This is a genomic window from Bacillus kexueae, from assembly GCF_022809095.1.
Lineage (GTDB): Bacteria > Bacillota > Bacilli > Bacillales > Aeribacillaceae > Bacillus_BZ > Bacillus_BZ kexueae.
The window spans coordinates 61,820-83,883 of sequence record NZ_JALAZE010000001.1; the positions used below are offsets into that span (position 1 = coordinate 61,820).

Here is a 22,064-nt window from a genome sequence, read left to right on the forward strand (position 1 = left end):
TTATGTATGTGAACTTTTTCCAAAACTTTTTTTTGACCGCAACCAAAACCTAATAAGAAAAGCGCAAAGCGCTAGTCCTTAGGCGAAGGGCGCTGGAGGACCTGCGAGGAGGCTTCCGTCGCCACAGCAGGGCCGAAGCGACCCGAGCTAATTGCGCTTTGCGCTAGACACAAAAAAACTGCAAAGAGAATACTTTAACACTTTATTGAACTTAAACTTTCTGTAACAATAAAAAAGCCCGCCTTCTACAGTGAAGACGGACATTCGTTTTGGTTAATATTTTACGTAAGCAGATCCAACGATAATAAGCAAGATAAACAATACGACGATTAAAACAAAACTTCCACCTACACCGCCGTAATTCGGATAACCGTACCCACAGCATCCCATATCTTGAGGCATATATTGTCCGTAATAAGGACTTTCTTGATGACTGTAATTCACGTTCTTCACTCCTCACTCAACTTTTGTGATTACATTCTTACCTTATGTAGGTATAAGCTTGTATCGTATGTGCATTCGCCTAGTTCGAAAAGATTTTTAACTTTTCGCAGAAATTAGCCACAAGAATGAACTGTTTTGCTTTGTTGAGAAAAAGTGTCATGAGTAGCCTATATATCAGAAAAATCCCCCTTCATAAAACAAAAAAACGCTTTAGTCCTATTTAAAGTACCTAAAACGTTTTACATTATTGGATCGTTGTTTTCGTACATTATCTAGCATATTTGCACTGTGTAATGAAGCGACTTAACTCCTGCGGGATGTAAAGGAAAGGCCGAGACCCCACAGGCACATGCCATGGAGTCTCAACATCCTCGTCGCGGAAAGCAAGTGTCTGAAGCGAAATGTTATGAATTCAATGAAAAAGGACAATGTTTATGGCAACACAAGAGCCTCCTATAACATACTTCGTTTCGATAACTCGGGACTTGTCAAGATCGCTACGCCTGAAAGCCCACTATCATTTTGGGAATTCGGCTTCCATTAAATATATACATATCTTTGGCGAAAAAAGTTAGAGCAACGTAGTGAAAAATCGTTCGTTTAAAAGTACCGCTTTTTCCAAAAGATAAATGCGGTAATAAAAGAAAGTATAAATGACAACGAAATTGGAATCCAAAAACCAAATGGATGATTTTGAAACGGTAATGGCACATTCATTCCGTAAAAGCTTGCAACAAGTGTCGGAATGGCTATAACTATCGTGATTGCTGTTAAAAACTTCATAACGATGTTTACGTTATTAGAAATAACAGATGCAAATGCGTCCATCATTCCACTTAAAATGCTACTATAAACTTCCGTCATCTCAATCGCCTGTTTGTTTTCAATAATAACATCCTGAAGTAAGTCTTGGTCTTCATCGTACATTTTTAAATAATTCAAGCGAAGAAGTCGCTCCATGACAATATTGTTCGCTTTTAAGGAAGTGGTGAAGTAAACTAAACTTTTTTCAAGACTAAGTAGTGAAAACAATTCTTTATTTTTCATTGATTGATGCAGTTCTTTCTCAATGGCACTTGTCTTGCGATTAATTTGCTTTAAATATCGTAAATAGTAGCTCGAAATCAAATAGAGAATTTGAAACGCAAAACGAGTTTTCATATATGTAAAGAACCCTTTCACTTTATTACGGGCGAAATGTTCAAAAATAGGATTACCTTGTAAACAGACCGTGATAAAACACGTATTCGTTACAATCATTCCTATCGGAATCGTATCATAAATAGTAGCACCCACATCGTCGGTTGAGACGATGGGAATATCAACGATGATTAAGCAATTGTCTCCTTCTTTTTCAATACGAGAGCGCTCTTCATCATCTAGCGCATCTTTAAAAAAATCAATGGGAACGTGGAGCTTGTTTGCTACATATAAAATTTCTTCTTCAGTAGGTGACTCCAAATGAACCCAGCACCCGTTTTCAATTTCTTCAATTTCATTTAATTCGCCGTTTACTTGGCTCATATAAATATTTAACATAACATACCTCCTTCTATGAGGCAGTTAGTTACACATCATAAACCACTTCACCGCTTACGAACAGCAGTTTCTGATGTTTGCCCAAACTGCCCATCCTACTTCGTATCGGTTCCGGTTCTGCAGTTAAACTGCTATTCATAAACGATCTCACACTCCTTTTGTTCATTTTCCTTGATATATCATACTAATAAACGTATTCGTTGTATAGGGAATTTCTCTCAATCATTATTTTCTAAATATTTTTACAACCACAAAAATTTAAGGTATAATTTATGTAAACGCTTTCTTTGAAGGTGGGATGATTGATGATGTTTGAATCTCAATACCGTCGAAAAGCTCTTCATCAGTTATATGAACCGAAGAAAAAGAAAAATTTGACACCTTTACGACAACTAGAGAAAAAACGAACACGATTTAGTGACCTTTGTGCGATAATAATGAGTAAACGACATAGTCATTAGGTGGTGTCTTAGTTGGAAGCACAATTATTGCTTGCCATCGATTCGTCTGAACATTCCATTCACGCTGTTAAAAAAGCGATTGAATTACATGAACAACTAAAGGAAGCAAAACTTCACATCCTACATGTATTCGCAAAATCTCCTTCGTTAAGCGAGATGGAGCACTATTCATTTGATATATCTGAGTTATTGCATCAAAGAGCCGTTCAAGCGTTGCGTCCACTTCTCTCTATCCTTGAGCAGTCCCATATCCCGTATCATTTAGAAGTGGCGATAGGGAACCCTGCCGAGGAAATTCTTTCTTACGCAAACGCCATTAAGCCTCTAATGGTTATCGTTGGTTCAAGAGGGTTATCAACAATCAGTGAAGTTTTTCTCGGAAGTGTAAGTCATAAATTGGTTCACGATAGTAATATTCCGATACTAGTTGTGAAATAGAAAATGAAATAAGACTAGTAGCATAAAAATCTACTAGTCTTAGAAAAAAATTAATGCGATGAATGGCTTGTTAGGCCGATTTTGTCAACTAATCGCTGACTTTCTTCATTCAGTCCACGGATTTCAACCGTTTTTCCTAGCTGTTGATACTTTAAAATCACTTTCGAAATTCCGGTAACCGCAGAATGATCCCAAACATGTGAATGTGAAAAGTCAATCACGATATGGTCAGGGTCTTCAGCAAATGAGAATTGATCAACAAAGTGTGATACTGTTCCAAAGAACATTTGCCCTGAAATGGTATAATACTTTTTATTTCCTTCCACCATCGTGGAAGCTTTAATTTTCGCTACTCTCCAACCAAATACAAGTGCGCTTGCAATAACTCCGGCAATAACACCTTTTGATAAATCGTGCGTGTAAACGACGATTGACACTGTCATCACCATAATGAATGAGTCTGACACAGGAATTCGGCCAAAGTCCTTTATCGACTGCCAATCGAATGTTCCAATTGAAACCATGAACATAACCCCAACGAGTGCCCCCATCGGAATTTGTTTCACGATATCCCCTAATACAATAATTAAAAATAATAGGAATACCCCTGCTGTGAACGTTGATAAACGTCCTCTACCACCTGATTTTACGTTAATGACTGATTGTCCAATCATGGCACAACCTGCCATACCTCCGAAAAATCCTGTGACAATATTGGCCATACCTTGGCCTTTCATTTCCTTATTTTTATCACTTTTTGTATCTGTCATTTCATCTACGATTGTAGCTGTTAGCAAAGACTCTAACTGACCGACAATGGCTAACGTTATCGCATAGGGCAAGATAATTTGCAACGTTTCAAGAGATAATTCCACTTGTGGTAGGTGGAAAGAAGGTAATGATCGTGTAATTTCCCCCATATCTCCAACTGTTTTCACATCAAGCCCGAAAAAGACCGAAATAATCGTCATAATGATAATGGCTGCAAGTGCAGAAGGAATCGCCTTAGTAAAGCGCGGCAATGTATAAATAATTAAAAGTGTTGCTGCTACCATTACATACATGACTACGCCCGCATTAGCAAAATGAGGTAATTGAGCTAAAAAGATTAAAATGGCTAATGCATTCACAAATCCGATAATGACAGACTGTGGTAAAAACGTTATAAAACGTCCTAACTTAAATACACCCATTAATATTTGAATAATTCCGGTTAAAACAGTTGCAGCAAACAAATATTCAACGCCGTGTTCTTTCACAAGCGTAACCATTAATAATGCCATCGCTCCGGTTGCAGCTGAAATCATCGCTGGCCTACCACCACTAAAGGCAATCACAACCGCCATCGTAAATGAGGCATAAAGACCAACCATTGGATCAACCCCTGCAATAATGGCAAAGGCAATAGCTTCAGGAATTAACGCAAGAGCAACCGTAATCCCTGCTAAAATATCTGGTCGAATGTTAGAAAACCATTCTTCCTTTTTAAATACAGTGTTCATATGCCACCTCTTTTCAAATTGTTTTTCCGGTCAGTACAACGCTATCCATCATAACAGAAAAAAGTCGATTCTGAAACCCTATGAAAACGCAAACATACGATTTTTTCTTTTAGACATGAGATTCTCATTCCAATACTAGTAAAATTAGGGAGACCGACCAAGTTGAATCCCATTTGACAAGGTAAACACGAAAAAGAGAGTGTTCCAAAGGTAGCTTCTAGACACTCTTTAAAATACGAGGATTTAAATTCGCGAAAGGTGGTGTCCGACCAATCTAGGTACGCCTCCCAGCGTCTAGCTAACTAGCAATGTGTAGATACCTCCTCGATTTCCTCACATTATCTTCTTTTTCTCCGTGCAAGAAGTCTCTCGCTCACCTTTTCTATTCGTCTCCTCGACTCACAAGCTAGCCTGTGTGCTGCCCCCTAGAGTAGACGCCATTCGTGGCATCATAGTATTTCATTAAGCAACAAAAAAGAAAACTCTCTTTTTTTATTTAATGAAGTCACGACAACTCCAAAATCAAAGGAGAGTTTTCTTATAAATAAGAAAGTAATTTGATCCATTAGATGTAGAGCTTTTATCGTTTAGTCCATCAGGCATAAAAATGAAGGCTAATTCGCTTCGACTTTCTCTTCATCCAAGAGGTCATCTCTTAACATTTTTTATGAATCAATTTCTAATAACTGTTTTCCATTCGTTGTTTCAACATCGTTTTCATCATATGTGATCCAGTCGCTCCAACTTCCTGCGTAAAGTTTTACGTTTTGAATGCCGGCTTCGAGCAGTGCTAAGACGTTCGGACAAGCAGTCACGCCAGATCCACAATATACGATAACTTCCTCTTTCTCCTTTACCCTTTGGTACATTTTTTGAAGGGCTTGTTTTGGAAGAAATTCACCGTTCTCCTGAAGGTTATGTTTCCAAAAATGGTTCAATGCACTTGGAATATGTCCCGCTTTAGGATCAATTGGCTCTTGTTCCCCAATATATCGTGTCCATTCACGTGAATCAATTAGAAGGGTATCCTGCTTGTTCACCGCATTTCGAACATGTTCAACTGTCGCAAGTAACTCCCAATTTACAGATGGCTTGTAAGAGGTTTGAGCATATGTGATCAATTCATCACTTGTTGGTAATCCTTTTGCTTTCCATGATGTAAATCCACCATTTAACACGTAAACTTTCTCATGACCAATCAACTTCATCAGCCACCAGAATCGGGATGCAAAAGCACCCCCTTGATCGTCGTATGCGATCACAGTTGAATCTTCTTGAATCCCTAAACACTCAACTACTTGCACAAGCTGCTCTATTTTCGGCAACGGATGTCTTCCTCCATGCTTTCCTACTTCACCACTTAAATCTCGATCTAAATGTACATATTGCGCTCCGGTGATATGTTCATCTTTAAATGCCGTTTCACCTGCATTCGTATTGGTTAAATCAAACCGACAATCAATGATTCGCAAGGAGTCACTATCATTCTTCATCCATTCGGATAGTGTTTCAACGGATATTAAGCCAGTCAAAGAAATTCACCTCTCTTAATTAAAATTTTCAATCGAACAATACTTTGTACTCGCCATACCCTTCTTTTTCTAAATCTTCTTTCGGAATAAAGCGAAGGGACGCAGAATTTATACAATACCGCAGTCTTGATGGAGTTGGACCATCATGGAATACATGACCTAAATGGGAGTCAGCCGTTTTCGAACGTACTTCTGTTCGAATCATACCGTGGGATGTGTCCAGTTTTTCTAAAATTTCTGCTTCGTGAATTGGTTTCGTAAAGCTTGGCCACCCACAGCCAGCGTCGTATTGATCGGCTGAACTAAATAGAGGCTTACCTGAAACTATATCTACGTATATCCCTTCTTTTGTATTATTCCAATATTCGTTTTGAAACGGGGGTTCCGTTCCATTCAATTGTGTTACTTCATATTGCATCGGTGTAAGCTTTTGCTTCAAATCTTCTTTGGAATAATTGGCCCAATGCTTTTGAATGAATGCATCTCGACCAGAACCTTCTCGGTATCTTTTGTATCGATACGGATTTTTTTTGTAATAATCTTGATGATAGTCTTCTGCAGGATAGAATGTTTGGGCCGGTAAAATAGGTGTAACAATCGGACGATCAAATCGCCCACTTTTTACAAGGGCCTCTTTTGACTGAAACGCTTTATTCTTTTGCTCTTCTGTGTGATAAAAAATGGCGGTTTTGTATGAACTACCTCGGTCGTAAAACTGCCCCCCTTCATCCGTTGGATCGATTTGTTGCCAAAATAGCTCTAGTAATTTTTCATATGGGAATATTGATTCATCGTATGTAATTTGCACTGCTTCAACATGTCCTGTTTGATGCGTACATACTTCTTCATATGTCGGATTTTCAACCGTTCCTCCTGTATAACCTGAAGTCACTGAGTGAATTCCTGGAAGAGAGTCAAACGGCTGTACCATACACCAGAAGCATCCGCCTGCGAATGTTGCTTTTTGGAGATTCTTTTCATTCATTATATCGCCTCCCTTATCTCCTCATTATAAAGGTGAATTTTTTAAAATGAAATGAATTTGCACCCCCTTATAGGTTCATACTAAGTGAAAAAGGAGGGCTATTATGAGTGCACCTTATTTATGTCCTAGTTGTAAAACAAACCGTTCCCGTTTTAACATGATCGAACAAGTTGCAAAAGCTGTGAAGTTAGACCCTAAAACTGGAGAAGTTATGGAACAATACGATCAACAAGCGTTGGATCCCTTTCACCTTCCGTACAAAGGCCCCCACTATAAAGTGCAATGCGGAACATGCGGATTAATTGAGGAAGAAATGACTTTTATTAAGCACGGTCAAATTGGCCAAAGTGAATTTTAACTAAAGAGTTTGACCTAAAGTACCACTCTTTTTTGTTTACGGTGGCGAATGTTTTCTAACGGATTGTGCTATCATCGAAGAAACCACCGCCACCTTCCTTTTATTCATCCACTGTTTTTACTGTAGATAATGCAAAAAACATTATAACCCAAAACAAGTTTGGAGATTATTAAGTCATCTTTTGTTTACATAATACATTTATCGTTTATTCGCTATGTTGTGTTGCATTAAAAAACATGGAAGGATCATGCTCAGATTCTTTCTTTTCAAACTCTTTTTCTTCTTCATTATTTCCCATTTTTCCATCCGATTCATAACTATATTTATACTCATTTTTCTCTTCTTTTTTCATCATATTCCTCCCTTCTCTCATAGCCTTTGCACGAAATTCATCATTTATTCTTTGAAATAGAATGCGAATTTCATTTTGACTAAATTAACACCCATGTCATATTTTTAATAAATGTAAATATTTGTTATTAATTTTGTAAATTCTATTTTTTTACACCTTTTTTCTACTATAATGGGCTTGTACCAGCTGGTTATAATAAAAAATTGGGAGGAATTAAGTTGAAAAAGAAATCATTTCTTTTAAAACTAGGCGTTTCCATGTTTGCTCTGTTTTTGCTAACAGCTTGTAATTCAGAAACGAATACCGACCAACAAGAAGATACGAATATGGAAGAAAATACAGAAGAAAGTACAGATGATTCAACAGAAGAAGAAGCTGAAGGTTAAATAAGAAAAGCGCAAAGCGCAAGTCCTTATGCGAAGGGCGCTGGAGGACCTGCGAGCAGGCTTCCGTCGCCACAGCAGGGCCGAAGCGACCCGAGCTGATGGCGCTTGGAGCTAGACACCAAAAAAATGGTAAAGAGAATACTTTAACTCTTTATTGAACTTAAACTTTCTGTAACAATAAAATAGGGCTGACAACTGTCAGCCCTTTAACTCTTCAATAATCTCATATTGGTTAACATTGGATTGAATCGAGAATCATCAAAGAAAGAAATTTATTCTTCTCTTTCTTTATTTTGATCTTTCAAGTGTAGGAAGTAGACCGTTAAACTTAAGCAAAGTGCAGCATACGAAACATTTAAATAAATCTTGTCTAAATCCCAAGCTAAGTCTCCACCAGCAAATACTTTATACGCCAAACTTAAAAAGTATACGGCAATCAATGATGATAGAATACTTCCTGCCATCCAAATTTTCTTCATATTTAATCCCCCTTCATAAACAAATCAGCAAAAGGAGTACATAGTAAAAGTAAAAACTACTTATGAACGAGTTTACCCTCTTTTTTTCACGAATAACAATCGTAAGTGAAAAAGGTTGTCATGTTGCTTCTTTTAAAAATAGACTCCTTCTTTCTCCTATCACAAAACGAAAACAACAACCTTTTTATAAAAGTTCATCTTATTTTCCCTTATTTTTTGGAAATCGTCAAGCTGTATCTCCTACCTTCTGTTGACAAAATTCGCTATAATAATGAGGAATGAAAGGAGATTAACAGCATGTTACCGACAGAATTTGTAGATAAAATGACACGTTTACTAAATGAGGATGCTCACCCGTTTTTCGAATCGTATCAAGAACCGAAATCCATCGGTTTACGTCTAAATCCATTAAAAGTAGAGAAAAGCTGGTTTGAAGATTACTTTCCTTATCCACTCGCAGCCATTCCGCATTGCTCAAATGGATATCGGATTGAACAAAGTGATGCCGAGCCGGGTAAATATCCATTGCACTTCACTGGTGCCTACTATATTCAAGAGCCAAGCGCTATGCTGCCAGCAGAACTACTTAACCCAAACAAAGGTAATCGTGTACTCGATTTATGTGCAGCTCCTGGAGGAAAATCAACTCAACTAGCATCAATGATGGAAAATGAAGGACTTTTAATTTCGAATGAAATTCATCCGAAAAGGGCTAAGGCATTAGCGGAAAATATCGAACGGTTTGGCCTACGGAATACTGTCGTCACAAATGAGACACCTGAAAGGCTAGCGAACTCATTCGAACATTTCTTTGATAAAATCTTAGTAGATGCTCCTTGTTCAGGTGAAGGAATGTTTCGAAAAGATGAGGAAGCCATTCGTTTTTGGAGCGAAGATCATGTTATTCAATGCTCAATTACTCAAAAAAGTATTCTTTCACATGCCTATCAGATGCTTCGACCAGGTGGAGAACTCGTTTATTCCACATGTACATTCTCCCCCGAAGAGAATGAGCAAGTAATAGAATGGTTTATAAACGAATATACAGATATGTCCATAGTGGATGTCCACCCGATAAGAGGTACATCAAAAGGGAGAGTGGATTGGACACAACATCTAACCACCGCTCTCGAAAAAAGCGTGAGACTATGGCCTCATTTAATGCGTGGGGAAGGTCATTTTGTTGTGAAGTTGAAAAAAGAGGACAGAACCGATTGGTCTTCAAATGTCAAATTTGAGCGCGGAAATGTAAAAGAAAAAGACTTAAAAGACTATCGAACTTTTGAACAAAAAACACTTACGAGAAAACTTGAAGGAATGTTTTATCTTCATAAAGATCATTTGTTTTTATTACCTGATCATTGTCCATCTTTCGATTCGCTAAAAGTGATTCGCAAAGGCCTCCACCTTGGACAGTTCAAAAAAAATCGATTTGAACCTAGTCATCATCTTGCGCTTTATTTAAGCAAAGAAGACGTTCAATCATCCTATACTATGCGTGCAACGGAAAATGAGTGGAAAAAGTACATGCGTGGTGAAACGTTATCCTCCGGTGAAGATCGCGGTTGGACTTTATTGTTCATAGATGGCCTTTCCATTGGGTGGGGAAAAGAGTCAAAGGGAACAATGAAAAACTTTTACCCAAAAGGGCTACGCATTCATTTTAAATAAAGGCTTTTATTAAGGTAGATCTTCAATCTATTCAAAGATCAGACTTGACTCCTTAGTGATGGAATGGATAGCAAGTGTCTTGAGCGTTGTAAACCAACAATGTTTCCGACTACAACCTAAATAAGAAACATACATGATTTTACACTCACACCCCGGACATGAAAATTTATCCTCCCCGGGGTTTTTTCTTTCTAGCATCTACCTATCATGATCGATCATTCAGCCCATAGGTAATGTTTATTTTCACAGAAAAAGCGCAAAGTGCAAGTCCTTATGCGAAGGGCGATGGAGGATCTGCGAGGAGGCTTCCGTCGCCACAGCAGGGCCGAAGCGACCCGAGCTGATGCCGCTTGGAGCTAGACACCAAAAAACTTTCTGTACCAATAAACATAAACAGACCCTCCCACTTAGTTGGAAGGGTCTGTTTGATTTTCATACGGAATTAGTAATTCAGCGGAGATTTCATCTTTTTCTAAATTTATCTTACCCGCTTTAATTTTATAGTTATTTTGGAGAGTAATATCTGTTAAATTGACGTATACTTGCGCTTTATCCGCATCGATAGATACTTCATTCGGCAGTACGTAATGCTTTTGAATATAATTTAAAACGTAAGAAATAGGAAGCGCAAGTTTTCCGACTGACATTTCGTGAACCGATAAAACAACATCCCCTTCACTCGTTACTCTCGGAATAAACGAGATCGTTACGTGCAAGTCCCTACCGAATGCTTGTAATGTACCGTATAACTTTACATCTTCTTCTATCTCAATATAATACGACAGCGGTTCATTATTTGCTTGTTTTGCAAGAAATTGATTCACAAGTCTACTCATCGTTTCTTTATCACTATGAACAAGAAAGCTCGCATACTCCTCTTTCTCATATTCGACTTTTTCATTTACGGGTTTTTGAACAGGTAGAAAAGCGAGAACTAGAACAAAAAAAGCAACTACAATATTAATGGTAAGTAAAGTGAGAAAACTTATTTTCCAACGATTCATCTTACATCTTCCTATCTTCGATTAATGCTTGATATACTTGTTCGGCTATCATGGAATAACCATTTTCATTCGGATGAAAGTGATCTTGCGACAATAACGGTTCTTCTTCATTTTCAAAAATTTGTTGAACGGATATAAACGTTGCATTATTATCCTTAGATAAAATATGTTCGGCACTTTCATTCCATTGTTCAATAATTAAATTGATTTCGGGGAAATCAGGAAATGCAAGGAAAAAAGGATTGTAAAGACCGACATAATAGATGGGCGCGGATGGATTATGCGTTCGGATTACTTGAATGATTTCCTCAAATCGTGTCTCAAAATTTTTCTGTTCCTCTTCAAACGGCTCATACGTCAACGAAAAAATATTTTTACGAACTATTTTCATAATATCATTCGCACCAATAGTTAAAAAAATGAGGTCAGCACGTTCGATTTCTTTTTGGACCGTTTCATTATTGAGCTTTTTCAATAAATTCGTTGTCTTGTCGCCTTTTTTTCCGAAATTAGCAATCGATATATCCTTGCCGTATTGTTGTTCCAAACGTTCTTCTACTCTCCCTAAATACCCCAACTCGACTTCATCCCCGACCCCCTGTGTTAAAGAGTCACCGAGCCCTACAAGATGAAGTTCTTGTTCAGCTACTGTAGTCGTTATGGATGGTTTATCTTGAACACCAGTTTGTTTATAAGGTGATTGCTGAACTTTTATTGTGCTACACCCTACTAAAAGTAATAGAATCAGCAAAAAAGATATTTTCCTCAAAACGTATCACCTGCTATACGAGCACTATTATTAATATAATTCATGTTATGAAAAATTTTACATGAATGATTTCAAACGTCAACTATTATTCTTATTCCCCTATTCATTTTCCAATAATCTTTATAAAAATTTATAACGAACATTGAAATTTTGTTGAAGTAATTATAACGCCTCCCATGTAAAGCATCCTTTACAGTAAAGTTTCCTTTACATTATAATGTGGATAGAAAGGATGGATTCCTCATATGAAAAATAGGATGAAACAGTTAAGACAAGAGAAAGGAATTTCTCAAGAACAAATGGCCGAGATGTTAGGTGTATCACGTCAAACTATTATTTCTATTGAAAAGGGACGTTACAACCCTTCGTTACCTCTCGCCATTCAAATAGCCCGGTGCTTTAACACAATCGTTGAGAATGTGTTTTTGTTAGAAGATGAAAATATTTCGGTAAACATAAAAGATGGGAAGGGATTAAAATGAATTTGAGCAGTAAATCTGGAAGAAGATTCTATTTCATTAGTGGTATTATCTTTTTATTTTACAGTATTTTAATAACTTACTCCACGATTTCAACTGGGACATTCTTCGTTGGACATGAGCTTATTTTTATAGGTATGACTGTAATGTGTTTTTGCTTATCATATTTATTTCCTCAGTTCAAAGAAAATGACGAACGAGCTAAAACAATTCGAGAAAAAGGGATTTACCTTGGTTATTTTTTCACTTTAGGATATATGGTTATTGTTATGTTGTTGTTTCAATTTCAACTGCTTGAGCTAAATGGTTATCAGACGGTCTGTTTGTTAGCAACTTCCGTCATCATTACCGTTTTTATTTCGTTTGTAGTTTTGTCCAAGCGATACTAATAAAGGTCCCCAATAAATCTTTATCCCTTAATCCACTTTGATTTCCTATTTTCAAAGTGGATTGTTTTACATTCCAACTCAAATATATACCAAAAAGACATGAGTATCCGTTGTACTCATGCCTTGTTTGAGCCAATTCTTTAGCCTTTATTGTAATGCCTTTACAACGTTTATAATTTCTTCATAAGGAGTATTTTCAACCCCATTAAAGTCTTTTACAACAACTCCATTTTGATCAATTACATAAAATTTCGTCCCGTGAATCACTTGATCGTTATTTTTAGGTTTTTGAACTATGGCTTTAAAGCTACTAACAGCAAATTCTTCAATCGTTTCTTGATCATAACCCGTTAAAAAATGCCAATTATCAAATGATAAATCATAATTACGAGCAAACTCTTTCAATTTCTCGGGCGTATCGACTTCAGGATCAACACTAAACGAAACAAACTCAACATCTACACCCGCTTCTTCCGCTTCTTGTTGCAGCTTCGTCATATGCGCTGTCATTGGCGGACAAACCGTTTCACAGTTTGTAAAAATAAAATCAGCTATCCATACTTTCCCTTTCAAATCTTCTAGCGAAACTGAATCTCCGTTTTGGTTTGTAAACGTAAAGGGTTCGACTTCATAATTGAGAGCACCTTCAATTTTTCCTCCCCCACCGCAAGCAGTTAGGAAAATGAGCATGAAAAACGCGATGACGCTTAAACCTTTTTTCATCGTATGTACACCTTTCTTAATTGAATTTCTGATAAAAGTTTAGCAAAAAATTGGTACAAAATGAAAGTTTTTCGATTTCGTTCATAAAAATTTCACGGAATAAATCGTATTTTCTTTTCCCCGTTTTATGATAAAGTATATTTGTGAGAAAAATATGAATTATAGGTGATCCTAATGAAGAAAATTGTTATTTCATCCTTACTTCTTTCCGTTACATTATTAACCGGATGTCAACAAAATCATGATGATTCTAGTCATATAACCCATTTATCAAATGGAGATATAAGAGAAGTTACCGTATCCGTTGATGAGTTGCCAACATTTCTTGACCATCAACCTGAACAAGTACAAACGATTTATCGTTTAGCTGCCAAGCATGAGGAACTTCTTCGATCCATTCCTTGCTATTGCGGTTGTGCGGAATCCGCTAATCACCGTGATAATTTTGAATGCTTTGTACATGAAATAAATGAGAATGGTGAAATTGTTTGGGATGATCACGGGACAAAATGTAATGTCTGTCTTGAAATTGCGGCAAATTCAATCGTTTTATATGAGGAAGGAAAATCTGTGAAAGAAATTCGTTCAGAAATTGATAATCGCTATGAAAATGGCTACGCGAAGCCAACACCTACACCTGAAGTTTAATTGTATATTGTAGCATAACAATCGTTAGTAATGCCACATCCCTTAAATAAACTATTTTTGCTTAATAAAGGTTAAAAAAGCTTGGAATAAATCCAAGCTTTTTTAATATTTTCATAAAGATTGAACGAGAAGCTTATTTACTTGTCCAAGTCACTTTCGTAAACAAGGATATCACCAGGTTGACAATCTAAAGCTTTACAAATTGCTTCTAATGTAGAAAATCTTATTGCTTTTGCCTTTCCATTTTTCAAAATCGAAAGGTTTGACATTGTGATACCAACCTTTTCTGATAGCTCTGTGACACTCATTTTTCTTTTCGCTAACATTACATCAATATTAATTATTATAGGCATTGCTTTCCCCTCAAACTGTCAACTCATTTTCTAATTTAATATCTAAGGCACTTTTTAATAATTTTTGTAGAATCGCAGTAAAAGCAGCGATTACAAAGGAAGTTAAAACAATTAGTATACCCATTATTGCTATCCCAGGATGTAAAGCACTTTGAGATATTAAAATAATTGCTCCAAATACATATAAGATACTAATAGCAATTGCGCTAACAATGATATAATTCAAAGCCTGTACAGACAATTCCAAAAAGGCACGCCCTTCCTCAATATACTTTAAAATTTTAAAAGCCTGATACAATGCAAAAAAGAACGGTAAAGCCGTTACATATATACCCATCAAAACAGGATATTGTAGATGAGAATATTCTGGAAACATATTTACAGTGTTTTCAGACAACCAAGGTAACCAAAATATGCTCAAAGTCAGTATTGTTAACCCAATCGTGAACAATGTCAGCTTTAAAAAGGTCGTTGTAATATGCTTCATAAATTTACCCCTCCTCAACTTATTATCCAAATTTTAGCATGACTATTTATCGTTTTATAACAAATATTTACCTTTTTTCAATAAATAATAACTTTTTCCAATCAAAAAAATTCTTTCAAAGATTTTTTTCATCGAAGGCTGTTTTTGTTTAGATTTTTGCTTTTTCAGACATCTTTAAAATGAATTTTTCACAATGCGCTACAGGCACTTACTTTTCGCGGGGAAGAAGCCGCCCCCCCTCGGCATGCGCCTCCTTTGATGTCTCGCTCTTTTCCCTACATCCCATAAGTCATGTAGTTCCATACAATGGGAAAGACGATTCTCAACAATGTATTTTATACACATTAAAAGTAATAATCATTTAGAAAAGAGCCATTAAGAAAGGGTCGCATCTAAAACAAAAAAAGACGAAACCATTTTGATTTCGTCTTCTAAAGTATTGTACGAATTTCACTAAACAGAGCCTCCAATCGCTCCTTTATGCATTATGCTGTAAAATTTGCGGCTGATAAATTGCTTCGTAATCGGGCCATTTTAATATTTTCTTTAAGTACTCTTTGAATGAATATACATTTTTCGGTCTTACTTCCTTATCAATGGTCCGAATAAACGATTCGAGTCGAATCGTAATCATGAAACGGTAAGAGCTATCTTCCTCCAATACTGGAATGTCAATAATTTTCACCTTCTGTCCATTATTCGTTTTGAACTCTAGGCTTTTTAATAACAAATTATCAATCCTCTTTTTTAACCCGTTTCCTTTATTATACCGAATGTTTTCAACGAAGTATGTAGATTTTTGTCACTTTAAAAATTTTTTAAAGAGGTTTAATACACTCTACCGAATTATTTTTTGGAGAGTTTACAATGGAGGAAACTTCGTACTTTTTCATTTTTTCTGCTGCATATGGTTTTAACAAAGCTTGCAATTGACTCCATTCTCTATTTTCAGGCGAAAGCCATTCGCTTATCGTTTGTTCATCTAAGATAGCAGGCATCCGATTATGCACGGATTCGACTAGTTGATTCGGTGGTGTTGTGATAATCGTACATGTGTACACTGTTTGCCCTTCTCTTTGATATCGATCCCAAAGCCCAGCGAATGCAAAAGGTTTGCCGTCATTGAACATAAACCGAATGGGCTTCTTTTTCCCATCTTCCCTTTTCCATTCATAAAAGCTGTCCGCTAATATTACACATCGATTTCGATTTAAATGGCGGAAGCTTCGTTTTTCATTCAATGTTTCACTTCGAGCATTAATAAATGGTTTCATTTTTGTCGGGTCTGCCCATCTTGGAATAAGCCCCCACTGCAGCAGGCCGGCTTTTCGTTTTCCTTTCGATTCAATGACCGATAATACCTTTTGTGAAGGAGCAATATTATAGCTTTTTTCATAAGCATCCGCCACAAATTCGTTAATGGCAAACAATTGAGCCAATTCTGTCGGATCAACTGTTAATGTAAATCGTCCACACAAAGAGTTTTTCCTCCTTTAGATGAGTAAGTGAAATAGATTGCTATCTTTATTCACTTCTTTAAACGGGAATCCTTTTTGTTTCATTCGTTCGATGAGTCCCACGTAATCTTCACGATTTGTTAACTCTATTCCAACTAATGCTGGTCCACTATCTTTATTATTTTTCTTTGTATATTCAAATCGTGTAATATCATCTGATGGACCTAGAACTTCATCTAAAAATTCACGCAGTGCTCCTGCACGCTGTGGAAAGTTAACAATAAAATAATGTTGTAACCCTTCGTACAATAAGGATCGCTCCTTAATTTCTTGCATTCTTCCAATATCATTATTCCCACCACTTAAAATACATACAACCGTTTTGCCTTTAATTTTTTCTTTGTAAAAATCAAGTGCCGCAATCGGTAACGCACCTGCAGGTTCGGCAACTATGGCATTTTCATTATATAAATTCAAGATTGTCGTGCAAATTTTCCCTTCTGGCACAAGAACAATATCATCGACTAGCTCGGATATGATGGAAAATGGCATGTCACCAACACGTTGGACAGCTGCTCCATCTACAAACTTATCAATTTCTGAAAGTGTAACAACTTCATTTGCTTCTAATGATTTCTTCATGGATGGTGCTCCTTCTGGTTCAACTCCGATCAACTGAGTGGAAGGTGACACACTTTTAAAATACGTTCCAACACCTGATAGGAGCCCGCCGCCACCGATACTCGCAAACAAATAATCAATCGGTTCTTCACAATCATTTAATATTTCAATAGCCGTCGTACCTTGACCGCTAATAACATCAAAGTCATCGAACGGATGAATAAACGTTCTTTGCTCTTCTTCAGCACATTCGAGCGCTTTTTTATAAGCATCATCGTACGTATCACCAAATAAAATGACTTCCACCATCTTCTTCCCATGGCGCTTTACTTGCATTACTTTTTGATTTGGTGTCGTTGTTGGCATAAAAACTTTCCCATGAATATTTAACGCCTCGCACGAATAGGCAAAGCCTTGAGCATGATTACCTGCACTCGCACAAACAACACCATTCTTTGTTTCTTCTTTCGTTAGCTGTTTCATTTTATTATAAGCTCCACGAATTTTAAACGATCGAACAACTTGTAAATCTTCACGTTTAATATAAACATTCGCTTCGTATTTTTCCGAAAGAGTTTCGTTTTTTTCTAAAGGTGTATGAATGGCTACATCCTTTACTGCTTGATGAGCTTTCAAAATATCTTCAACTTGTACAGTTACGTTTTGATCCGTCAATTGCTTCATTGTACACCCCTACCTTACACGTGTCTTTTAATTTGTACATTATAACACGAATTTTCTAAAAATAAAGAGTTCATTGATATTTTTTACAAAAAAATATCAAATTTTATCCATTTTGAGCCCTTTCAATTGGAATATTACTCACATAATTGATTCTCCTTTCCCTTTAAGTTCTTCATCTTAAGAGCAACTTTGTGCTTTAAACTAAAAAAGTGTTAAAGATCTGTTTGACCTTTAACACTTTTCATGATTAGTTTTCTTTTCGCTCATAAACAGCAAATCGATGTGGATAGCGATTTTTGTCGTCTACAACTCCCTCTTTCACCGATTTAAGAACCCATTCTTCTTTTCGTAACGGAGGGAAATACGTATCTCCATCAAACTCTCCTTCAATTTCCGTTATGTAAAGGCGTGAAACGTAAGGAAGAAACTCTTGAAAGACAACCGATCCCCCAATCACAAAAAATTGAGCTACTTGATCTGAATGGATGCGATCTAAGCATTGTTCAATTGAATGATAAACCGTACATCCTTCTACCGAATAAGATGGATTTGATGTTAATATGATGTTTTCTCTTCCAGGTAACGGTTTACCTATCGACTCAAACGTTTTACGACCCATGATGATTTTATGGCCGGTCGTCACTTCCTTGAAATATTTTAAATCAGCAGGTAAGTGCCACGGTAAATCGTTGTTTTTTCCGATTAGGCGATTTTTATCCATAGCAACGATTAGCGATATCACGACATTCGCCTCCTATTACACCGCAACGGGTGCTTTTATTGTTGGATGGGGATCATATCCCTCTAATTGAATATCTTCTAAGTCAAAATCAAATACTGAGTTCTTCTCACTATTTAACGTAAGTTTCGGGAATGCTTTCGGATTTCGTTTCAATTGTGTTTCCACTTGATCGATGTGATTTAAATATATGTGCGCATCTCCTAGCGTATGGATAAACTCCCCTACTTCTAATCCACACTCATGCGCGATTAAATGTGTAAGAAGTGCATAACTTGCGATGTTAAACGGAATTCCTAAGAAAATGTCTCCACTACGTTGATACAATTGGCAACTTAATTTTCCATCCAACACATAAAATTGAAACATCGTATGGCATGGAGGTAATGCCATCGAAGGAACAAACTCAGGTGACCATGCAGATACGATTAAACGACGTGAGTTCGGATTCACCTTTATTTGCTCAATGACATCTTTAATTTGGTCAATCGTTTCTCCTTTAGTTGTTTCCCATGCACGCCATTGCTTTCCGTATACAGGACCAAGTTCGCCATATTTTTGGGCAAATTCATCATCTGTTAAAATACGCTCTTTGAATTTTTCCAATTCATCTTCATAAATGGTATTAAATTCAGAGTCTTGTTGACTCCGAATACCGAAATTCGTCATATCCGGTCCATTATACTCATCGCTTTCCACCCAATTTTTAAACGCCCATTCGTTCCAAATATTATTGTTATGTTTTAATAAATACTGGATGTTCGTATCCCCTTTTAAAAACCATAGCAATTCACTCGCCACTAACCGAAAAGGGATACGTTTTGTCGTTAATAGCGGAAAACCCTTCTGTAAGTCAAATCTCATTTGATAACCAAACGTTGAAATTGTACCAGTACCTGTTCGGTCCTCTTTTTTAATTCCATTCTTTAAAACATGTTTACATAAATCCAAGTAAGCATACTCAGGATGCTCCATCTACTTCACTCCTTCGCTTCACATAAAAAAGGCTACTTTTTGTAATCTACGTTGTGGAAAAAAGAACGAAATAAAGTCTCATTCTACTCACAACAATCATTTACAAAAAGCGCCTCCCCTCTTCATGACTGAAAACGTGCTCTTTAAAAATGGCAACGGTCAGTCAACAATCTCTATCCATTTTAACAAAGTCGCGTTAGAATATCACATGTTTTCAATGTTCAATATTAGCTGTTCCATATACTCAAAAGTTAAAGGGGCCTTCGATTCCAAATAAGTGCGTGATTCATCACTCTTATAATACAAGGCAAAGCTTTCAGCAAAATACTCTTCAGGAAAACGATGAAAATAAGAATGATTCGGGAAGAGTGTTGTCGCTTCTTCTTGCCATACAGCTAAAAATAATGGGTCTAACCGCACATACGAGAAAACATATTTATCTAACGAGTGTGCGAACTCATGAAGTTCGAGTGCAATTGATCCATGTCCTTTCCCCATTTCACTATGACCAATTTTCGCATAAACAATTTTGCCTCCACCTATTCCAGGTACGAAATCCCAGCTCGGGTCTGCTTTAGAGTATCCTCTCGGAAGCTTTCCTTTAAGTGTTAACATTTCAGCTTGATCCGTTAGTTTTCCTTGGAATAGTTTTATTTTGATTCCAGCCTCTTCTGCTTTTACTAATATTGAGGTATGAATCTGACTAATATGTTGAATCATGTTTATCGCTTCTTCTTCAGGAAAGTGCTCGTAAGGTACATAAATAAGATTGCTTACAGTGTGTGGAGTAAATGGATGGCTAAATTGCTTAAATGTATATTCAGAAAGTGGGATTCCAATTGGGAATCGTTCATCTTGATCGATTAATAGGAGAGCTGAACATAAGATAAGGATAATGAATCCAGTCTTTTTCATATGAAGCCCCCTTATCCTCGTATTCTTATCTATTATTCTACCAAAAACGATTTGACAAACTTTCAAGAAAATAAAGGAAAAAAATAAAAGGGGCTGCCCAAAAGCACAGTCCCTCTTTTATCATAAATTAAATTCGATTAATCTCATCCGATGGCGGACGCTTTCCACGGGCACGGCCTCAGCCTCCTCGACTCGCATGCTCGTCTGTGGGGTCTTCGTCTCGTGCTGTTCCCGCAGGAGTTGCGGCGACCATTCTTTCGATCAAAACCAATTGGAGATATAGAAACTACTTTTCGCTACCTTTATTCTATTTAAAGAACTATTAGACAGCCTCTTTAATAGAATCATTGTTTATTATTCTAACCAATGAACTTTATGCTTTGCTTACGATCTTGCTCGTCTTGATGATGGTGAGCGATTCGACTTGCAGCCGCCGCCGCTATAGCAGCAACTAAATCGTCTAGAAACGTATTAACTTGTCCATCTTTCTTCAAATCTAAATCTTTAATAATACCGAATTTTTCTTTATCTAAATAACCAAAGTTCGTAAAGCCAATCGAGCCATAAACGTTTATGATTGAAAGCGGAATGATTTCATCGATACCATACAATGGCTCGTCACTTTCAACTAACTGTTGTAGCGGTTCCGGTAAAAGCCCTTGTTCTGCCAATTGATCCAATGCAATCCCAGTAAGAATAGCATGAACAATTTCCCTTTTATTCAAGACACGTTCAATGTTTTCAACACATTCTTCCAATGTTAAATCAGGTATGTATTTCGTTTGAAGCTGAAGAACGATGTTCGCAATGTCTTCGATTTGAACCCCTCTTTCATTAAGCATTTCCTTTGATTTCTTCACCATCTCTTGCAATGTGTAGGCGTTCATCCTTTTCACTCCATTTCTTAATGTGTCATCCATTTCGGTGGTGTGTTATAATCCCAAAATATCGATCCGAGTTCATAATGTGTTGAAAAGTGATCATGGTAAGTATGATAATGAAAATTAAACCAATATCCTTCTTGAGGTGGATGGTCAATGCGAACATGGAATCGTAATAAATCTTGTCCTGTTTTTTCATCGTAAAGATGAAAAATTTTCTCTCCTCTTCCACCTGATGGATTGTTGGATAACACGAGTTGGTCAAAGTGTTCCTCCTCTTGCAAAAACGTATGGATTTCCTCCTCCATTTTCGGAAAGATGACTGCGTTGAACTCTTCTTCAATCTGTGGCCCAATCTTCCCACCAAATTTTTCGAACGATTGGAGTTTCGCTTGTTCCAAAATAATATGAGCAAAGTCTTCATGTTTTTGCTCTTCGAAAGATTCTGAAACTACTACATTCGCTAACGTAGATTCAGATGATTCTTGCGAATGCGTAGAGGTATTTGGGTAGTTCTCATCCGCAGTAAGCGCAGCAGGAGGCGTCACGAGACCAAACGTCGCAATCGTAAATAATGCAACGAGTGATTTCCTAACCCACTTATTCATTTTTCTTCCTCTTTCTCTTCTATTTGTTTATTATTCTATCATACAATTTTGAAAGATATATGAATATTTGCTTAAAACCTAACCTGAATTCTTTACACCCCTTTTACAAGTTCGTTAAAAAGGGTAAAATAAGAGGGCAAGAACTGATGGGGAGGGAATAGCATGTACGAATCATTATTTGTTGT

The 22,064-nt window shown here is 36.9% G+C and carries 28 protein-coding genes; 8 read left to right on the forward strand and 20 right to left on the reverse strand.

Features of this window, described 5'->3' with window-relative positions:
- Positions 1-273: 273 nt before the first annotated feature.
- Both ML543_RS00345 and ML543_RS00350 read right to left on the reverse strand, forming a co-directional pair.
- On the reverse strand, positions 274-444 hold the full coding sequence (locus ML543_RS00345) for a YjcZ family sporulation protein (RefSeq protein ID WP_472924416.1): 171 nt from the start codon (positions 442-444) through the stop codon (positions 274-276).
- A gap of 600 nt (positions 445-1,044) precedes the next feature.
- The gene (locus tag ML543_RS00350) at positions 1,045-1,983 is read right to left on the reverse strand and encodes a magnesium transporter CorA family protein (RefSeq protein WP_243385143.1); all 939 of its coding nucleotides are present in this window, start codon (positions 1,981-1,983) and stop codon (positions 1,045-1,047) included.
- Between the two features lie 305 nt (positions 1,984-2,288).
- On the opposite strand from ML543_RS00350, the gene ML543_RS00355 reads away from it, so the two are divergent.
- Both ML543_RS00355 and ML543_RS00360 read left to right on the forward strand, forming a co-directional pair.
- On the forward strand, positions 2,289-2,444 hold the full coding sequence (locus ML543_RS00355) for a hypothetical protein (protein WP_243385144.1): 156 nt from the start codon (positions 2,289-2,291) through the stop codon (positions 2,442-2,444).
- A gap of 12 nt (positions 2,445-2,456) precedes the next feature.
- Positions 2,457-2,882: a universal stress protein gene (locus ML543_RS00360; RefSeq protein WP_243385145.1), complete on the forward strand. Its 426-nt coding sequence runs from the start codon at positions 2,457-2,459 to the stop codon at positions 2,880-2,882.
- Positions 2,883-2,932: 50 nt separating this feature from the next.
- Here ML543_RS00360 and ML543_RS00365 read toward each other — a convergent pair whose 3' ends face one another.
- The 3 genes from ML543_RS00365 to msrB form a co-directional block, all read right to left on the reverse strand.
- Positions 2,933-4,384, reverse strand: a complete 1,452-nt coding sequence (locus ML543_RS00365; protein WP_243385146.1) for a SulP family inorganic anion transporter — start codon at positions 4,382-4,384, stop codon at positions 2,933-2,935.
- 665 nt (positions 4,385-5,049) lie between these two features.
- The gene (locus ML543_RS00370) at positions 5,050-5,877 is read right to left on the reverse strand and encodes a sulfurtransferase (protein ID WP_243385891.1); all 828 of its coding nucleotides are present in this window, start codon (positions 5,875-5,877) and stop codon (positions 5,050-5,052) included.
- 67 nt (positions 5,878-5,944) lie between these two features.
- Positions 5,945-6,901, reverse strand: coding sequence for a peptide-methionine (R)-S-oxide reductase MsrB (gene msrB, locus ML543_RS00375; protein WP_243385148.1), 957 nt, complete (start codon positions 6,899-6,901; stop codon positions 5,945-5,947).
- 103 nt (positions 6,902-7,004) lie between these two features.
- On the opposite strand from msrB, the gene ML543_RS00380 reads away from it, so the two are divergent.
- Positions 7,005-7,259, forward strand: coding sequence for a DNA alkylation repair protein (locus tag ML543_RS00380; protein WP_243385149.1), 255 nt, complete (start codon positions 7,005-7,007; stop codon positions 7,257-7,259).
- Between the two features lie 205 nt (positions 7,260-7,464).
- Here the strand turns inward: ML543_RS00380 and ML543_RS00385 are convergent, their stop codons facing one another.
- Complete coding sequence (locus tag ML543_RS00385; RefSeq protein WP_243385151.1) at positions 7,465-7,614, reverse strand: hypothetical protein; 150 nt, start codon at positions 7,612-7,614, stop codon at positions 7,465-7,467.
- A 215-nt stretch (positions 7,615-7,829) separates the two neighbouring features.
- Between ML543_RS00385 and ML543_RS00390 the strand changes: the two genes are divergently transcribed.
- Complete coding sequence (locus tag ML543_RS00390) at positions 7,830-7,997, forward strand: hypothetical protein (protein ID WP_243385152.1); 168 nt, start codon at positions 7,830-7,832, stop codon at positions 7,995-7,997.
- A 272-nt stretch (positions 7,998-8,269) separates the two neighbouring features.
- Here the strand turns inward: ML543_RS00390 and ypmT are convergent, their stop codons facing one another.
- Positions 8,270-8,476, reverse strand: coding sequence for a protein YpmT (gene ypmT, locus ML543_RS00395; RefSeq protein ID WP_243385153.1), 207 nt, complete (start codon positions 8,474-8,476; stop codon positions 8,270-8,272).
- Positions 8,477-8,773: 297 nt separating this feature from the next.
- Here ypmT and ML543_RS00400 point away from each other — a divergent pair, with 297 nt between their 5' ends.
- A complete protein-coding gene (locus tag ML543_RS00400; RefSeq protein WP_243385154.1) occupies positions 8,774-10,147 on the forward strand; it encodes an RsmF rRNA methyltransferase first C-terminal domain-containing protein in 1,374 nt (457 codons plus the stop codon).
- A gap of 407 nt (positions 10,148-10,554) precedes the next feature.
- Here the strand turns inward: ML543_RS00400 and ML543_RS00405 are convergent, their stop codons facing one another.
- On the reverse strand, positions 10,555-11,151 hold the full coding sequence (locus ML543_RS00405; protein ID WP_243385155.1) for a YpmS family protein: 597 nt from the start codon (positions 11,149-11,151) through the stop codon (positions 10,555-10,557).
- A 1-nt stretch (position 11,152) separates the two neighbouring features.
- The gene (locus tag ML543_RS00410; protein WP_243385156.1) at positions 11,153-11,920 is read right to left on the reverse strand and encodes an SGNH/GDSL hydrolase family protein; all 768 of its coding nucleotides are present in this window, start codon (positions 11,918-11,920) and stop codon (positions 11,153-11,155) included.
- Between the two features lie 245 nt (positions 11,921-12,165).
- Here ML543_RS00410 and ML543_RS00415 point away from each other — a divergent pair, with 245 nt between their 5' ends.
- Positions 12,166-12,402: a helix-turn-helix transcriptional regulator gene (locus ML543_RS00415; RefSeq protein WP_243385157.1), complete on the forward strand. Its 237-nt coding sequence runs from the start codon at positions 12,166-12,168 to the stop codon at positions 12,400-12,402.
- Positions 12,399-12,788 (forward strand): hypothetical protein, encoded by a 390-nt coding sequence (locus ML543_RS00420; protein WP_243385158.1) that lies wholly within the window; start codon positions 12,399-12,401, stop codon positions 12,786-12,788. Before ML543_RS00415 ends, ML543_RS00420 begins: the two co-directional genes overlap by 4 nt.
- 147 nt (positions 12,789-12,935) lie before the next feature.
- Here ML543_RS00420 and ML543_RS00425 read toward each other — a convergent pair whose 3' ends face one another.
- Positions 12,936-13,511 (reverse strand): SCO family protein, encoded by a 576-nt coding sequence (locus ML543_RS00425; RefSeq protein WP_243385159.1) that lies wholly within the window; start codon positions 13,509-13,511, stop codon positions 12,936-12,938.
- 174 nt (positions 13,512-13,685) lie between these two features.
- On the opposite strand from ML543_RS00425, the gene ML543_RS00430 reads away from it, so the two are divergent.
- A complete protein-coding gene (locus ML543_RS00430) occupies positions 13,686-14,159 on the forward strand; it encodes a PCYCGC domain-containing protein (RefSeq protein ID WP_243385160.1) in 474 nt (157 codons plus the stop codon).
- A gap of 137 nt (positions 14,160-14,296) precedes the next feature.
- On the opposite strand, the gene ML543_RS00435 is transcribed toward ML543_RS00430, so the two are convergent.
- The 10 genes from ML543_RS00435 to ML543_RS00480 all read right to left on the reverse strand — a co-directional run bounded on the left by ML543_RS00435 (position 14,297) and on the right by ML543_RS00480 (position 21,879).
- Positions 14,297-14,512, reverse strand: coding sequence for a helix-turn-helix domain-containing protein (locus tag ML543_RS00435; protein WP_243385161.1), 216 nt, complete (start codon positions 14,510-14,512; stop codon positions 14,297-14,299).
- A 10-nt stretch (positions 14,513-14,522) separates the two neighbouring features.
- Entirely contained in the window at positions 14,523-14,999 is a 477-nt protein-coding gene (locus tag ML543_RS00440) for a DUF2975 domain-containing protein (RefSeq protein WP_243385162.1), read from the reverse strand.
- A 478-nt stretch (positions 15,000-15,477) separates the two neighbouring features.
- Positions 15,478-15,729: a DUF2535 family protein gene (locus tag ML543_RS00445; RefSeq protein ID WP_243385163.1), complete on the reverse strand. Its 252-nt coding sequence runs from the start codon at positions 15,727-15,729 to the stop codon at positions 15,478-15,480.
- Between the two features lie 88 nt (positions 15,730-15,817).
- Complete coding sequence (locus ML543_RS00450; protein WP_243385165.1) at positions 15,818-16,477, reverse strand: SOS response-associated peptidase; 660 nt, start codon at positions 16,475-16,477, stop codon at positions 15,818-15,820.
- 15 nt (positions 16,478-16,492) lie between these two features.
- Positions 16,493-17,761 carry a threonine ammonia-lyase IlvA gene (gene ilvA / locus ML543_RS00455; protein ID WP_243385166.1) on the reverse strand — a complete coding sequence of 423 codons (1,269 nt, stop codon included), beginning with the start codon at positions 17,759-17,761 and terminating at the stop codon, positions 16,493-16,495.
- A gap of 247 nt (positions 17,762-18,008) precedes the next feature.
- Positions 18,009-18,503 carry a dihydrofolate reductase gene (locus tag ML543_RS00460; RefSeq protein ID WP_243385168.1) on the reverse strand — a complete coding sequence of 165 codons (495 nt, stop codon included), beginning with the start codon at positions 18,501-18,503 and terminating at the stop codon, positions 18,009-18,011.
- A 15-nt stretch (positions 18,504-18,518) separates the two neighbouring features.
- Positions 18,519-19,475: a thymidylate synthase gene (locus ML543_RS00465; protein WP_243385169.1), complete on the reverse strand. Its 957-nt coding sequence runs from the start codon at positions 19,473-19,475 to the stop codon at positions 18,519-18,521.
- Positions 19,476-19,679: 204 nt separating this feature from the next.
- Positions 19,680-20,390, reverse strand: coding sequence for an anthrax toxin lethal factor-related metalloendopeptidase (locus ML543_RS00470; protein ID WP_243385170.1), 711 nt, complete (start codon positions 20,388-20,390; stop codon positions 19,680-19,682).
- A 359-nt stretch (positions 20,391-20,749) separates the two neighbouring features.
- Complete coding sequence (locus ML543_RS00475; RefSeq protein ID WP_243385171.1) at positions 20,750-21,277, reverse strand: phosphatidylglycerophosphatase A family protein; 528 nt, start codon at positions 21,275-21,277, stop codon at positions 20,750-20,752.
- A 17-nt stretch (positions 21,278-21,294) separates the two neighbouring features.
- On the reverse strand, positions 21,295-21,879 hold the full coding sequence (locus tag ML543_RS00480; protein ID WP_243385172.1) for a YpjP family protein: 585 nt from the start codon (positions 21,877-21,879) through the stop codon (positions 21,295-21,297).
- Positions 21,880-22,064 lie beyond the last annotated feature (185 nt).

What these genes read in the sequence shown, in the direction of transcription:
- ML543_RS00420 (WP_243385158.1), top strand. Translation starts at nt 12,399, where the DNA reads ATGAATTTGAGCAGTAAATCTGGAAGAAGATTCTATTTCATTAGTGGT.
- ML543_RS00430 (WP_243385160.1), top strand. Translation starts at nt 13,686, where the DNA reads ATGAAGAAAATTGTTATTTCATCCTTACTTCTTTCCGTTACATTATTA.
- ML543_RS00365 (WP_243385146.1), bottom strand. Translation starts at nt 4,384, where the DNA reads ATGAACACTGTATTTAAAAAGGAAGAATGGTTTTCTAACATTCGACCA.
- ML543_RS00480 (WP_243385172.1), bottom strand. Translation starts at nt 21,879, where the DNA reads ATGAATAAGTGGGTTAGGAAATCACTCGTTGCATTATTTACGATTGCG.
- ML543_RS00475 (WP_243385171.1), bottom strand. Translation starts at nt 21,277, where the DNA reads ATGAACGCCTACACATTGCAAGAGATGGTGAAGAAATCAAAGGAAATG.
- ilvA (WP_243385166.1), bottom strand. Translation starts at nt 17,761, where the DNA reads ATGAAGCAATTGACGGATCAAAACGTAACTGTACAAGTTGAAGATATT.
- ML543_RS00380 (WP_243385149.1), top strand. Translation starts at nt 7,005, where the DNA reads ATGAGTGCACCTTATTTATGTCCTAGTTGTAAAACAAACCGTTCCCGT.
- ML543_RS00350 (WP_243385143.1), bottom strand. Translation starts at nt 1,983, where the DNA reads ATGTTAAATATTTATATGAGCCAAGTAAACGGCGAATTAAATGAAATT.
- ML543_RS00405 (WP_243385155.1), bottom strand. Translation starts at nt 11,151, where the DNA reads ATGAATCGTTGGAAAATAAGTTTTCTCACTTTACTTACCATTAATATT.
- ML543_RS00400 (WP_243385154.1), top strand. Translation starts at nt 8,774, where the DNA reads ATGTTACCGACAGAATTTGTAGATAAAATGACACGTTTACTAAATGAG.
- ML543_RS00415 (WP_243385157.1), top strand. Translation starts at nt 12,166, where the DNA reads ATGAAAAATAGGATGAAACAGTTAAGACAAGAGAAAGGAATTTCTCAA.
- msrB (WP_243385148.1), bottom strand. Translation starts at nt 6,901, where the DNA reads ATGAATGAAAAGAATCTCCAAAAAGCAACATTCGCAGGCGGATGCTTC.
- ML543_RS00435 (WP_243385161.1), bottom strand. Translation starts at nt 14,512, where the DNA reads ATGCCTATAATAATTAATATTGATGTAATGTTAGCGAAAAGAAAAATG.
- ML543_RS00385 (WP_243385151.1), bottom strand. Translation starts at nt 7,614, where the DNA reads ATGATGAAAAAAGAAGAGAAAAATGAGTATAAATATAGTTATGAATCG.
- ML543_RS00465 (WP_243385169.1), bottom strand. Translation starts at nt 19,475, where the DNA reads ATGGAGCATCCTGAGTATGCTTACTTGGATTTATGTAAACATGTTTTA.
- ML543_RS00355 (WP_243385144.1), top strand. Translation starts at nt 2,289, where the DNA reads ATGATGTTTGAATCTCAATACCGTCGAAAAGCTCTTCATCAGTTATAT.
- ypmT (WP_243385153.1), bottom strand. Translation starts at nt 8,476, where the DNA reads ATGAAGAAAATTTGGATGGCAGGAAGTATTCTATCATCATTGATTGCC.
- ML543_RS00470 (WP_243385170.1), bottom strand. Translation starts at nt 20,390, where the DNA reads ATGAAAAAGACTGGATTCATTATCCTTATCTTATGTTCAGCTCTCCTA.
- ML543_RS00440 (WP_243385162.1), bottom strand. Translation starts at nt 14,999, where the DNA reads ATGAAGCATATTACAACGACCTTTTTAAAGCTGACATTGTTCACGATT.
- ML543_RS00370 (WP_243385891.1), bottom strand. Translation starts at nt 5,877, where the DNA reads ATGAAGAATGATAGTGACTCCTTGCGAATCATTGATTGTCGGTTTGAT.
- ML543_RS00425 (WP_243385159.1), bottom strand. Translation starts at nt 13,511, where the DNA reads ATGAAAAAAGGTTTAAGCGTCATCGCGTTTTTCATGCTCATTTTCCTA.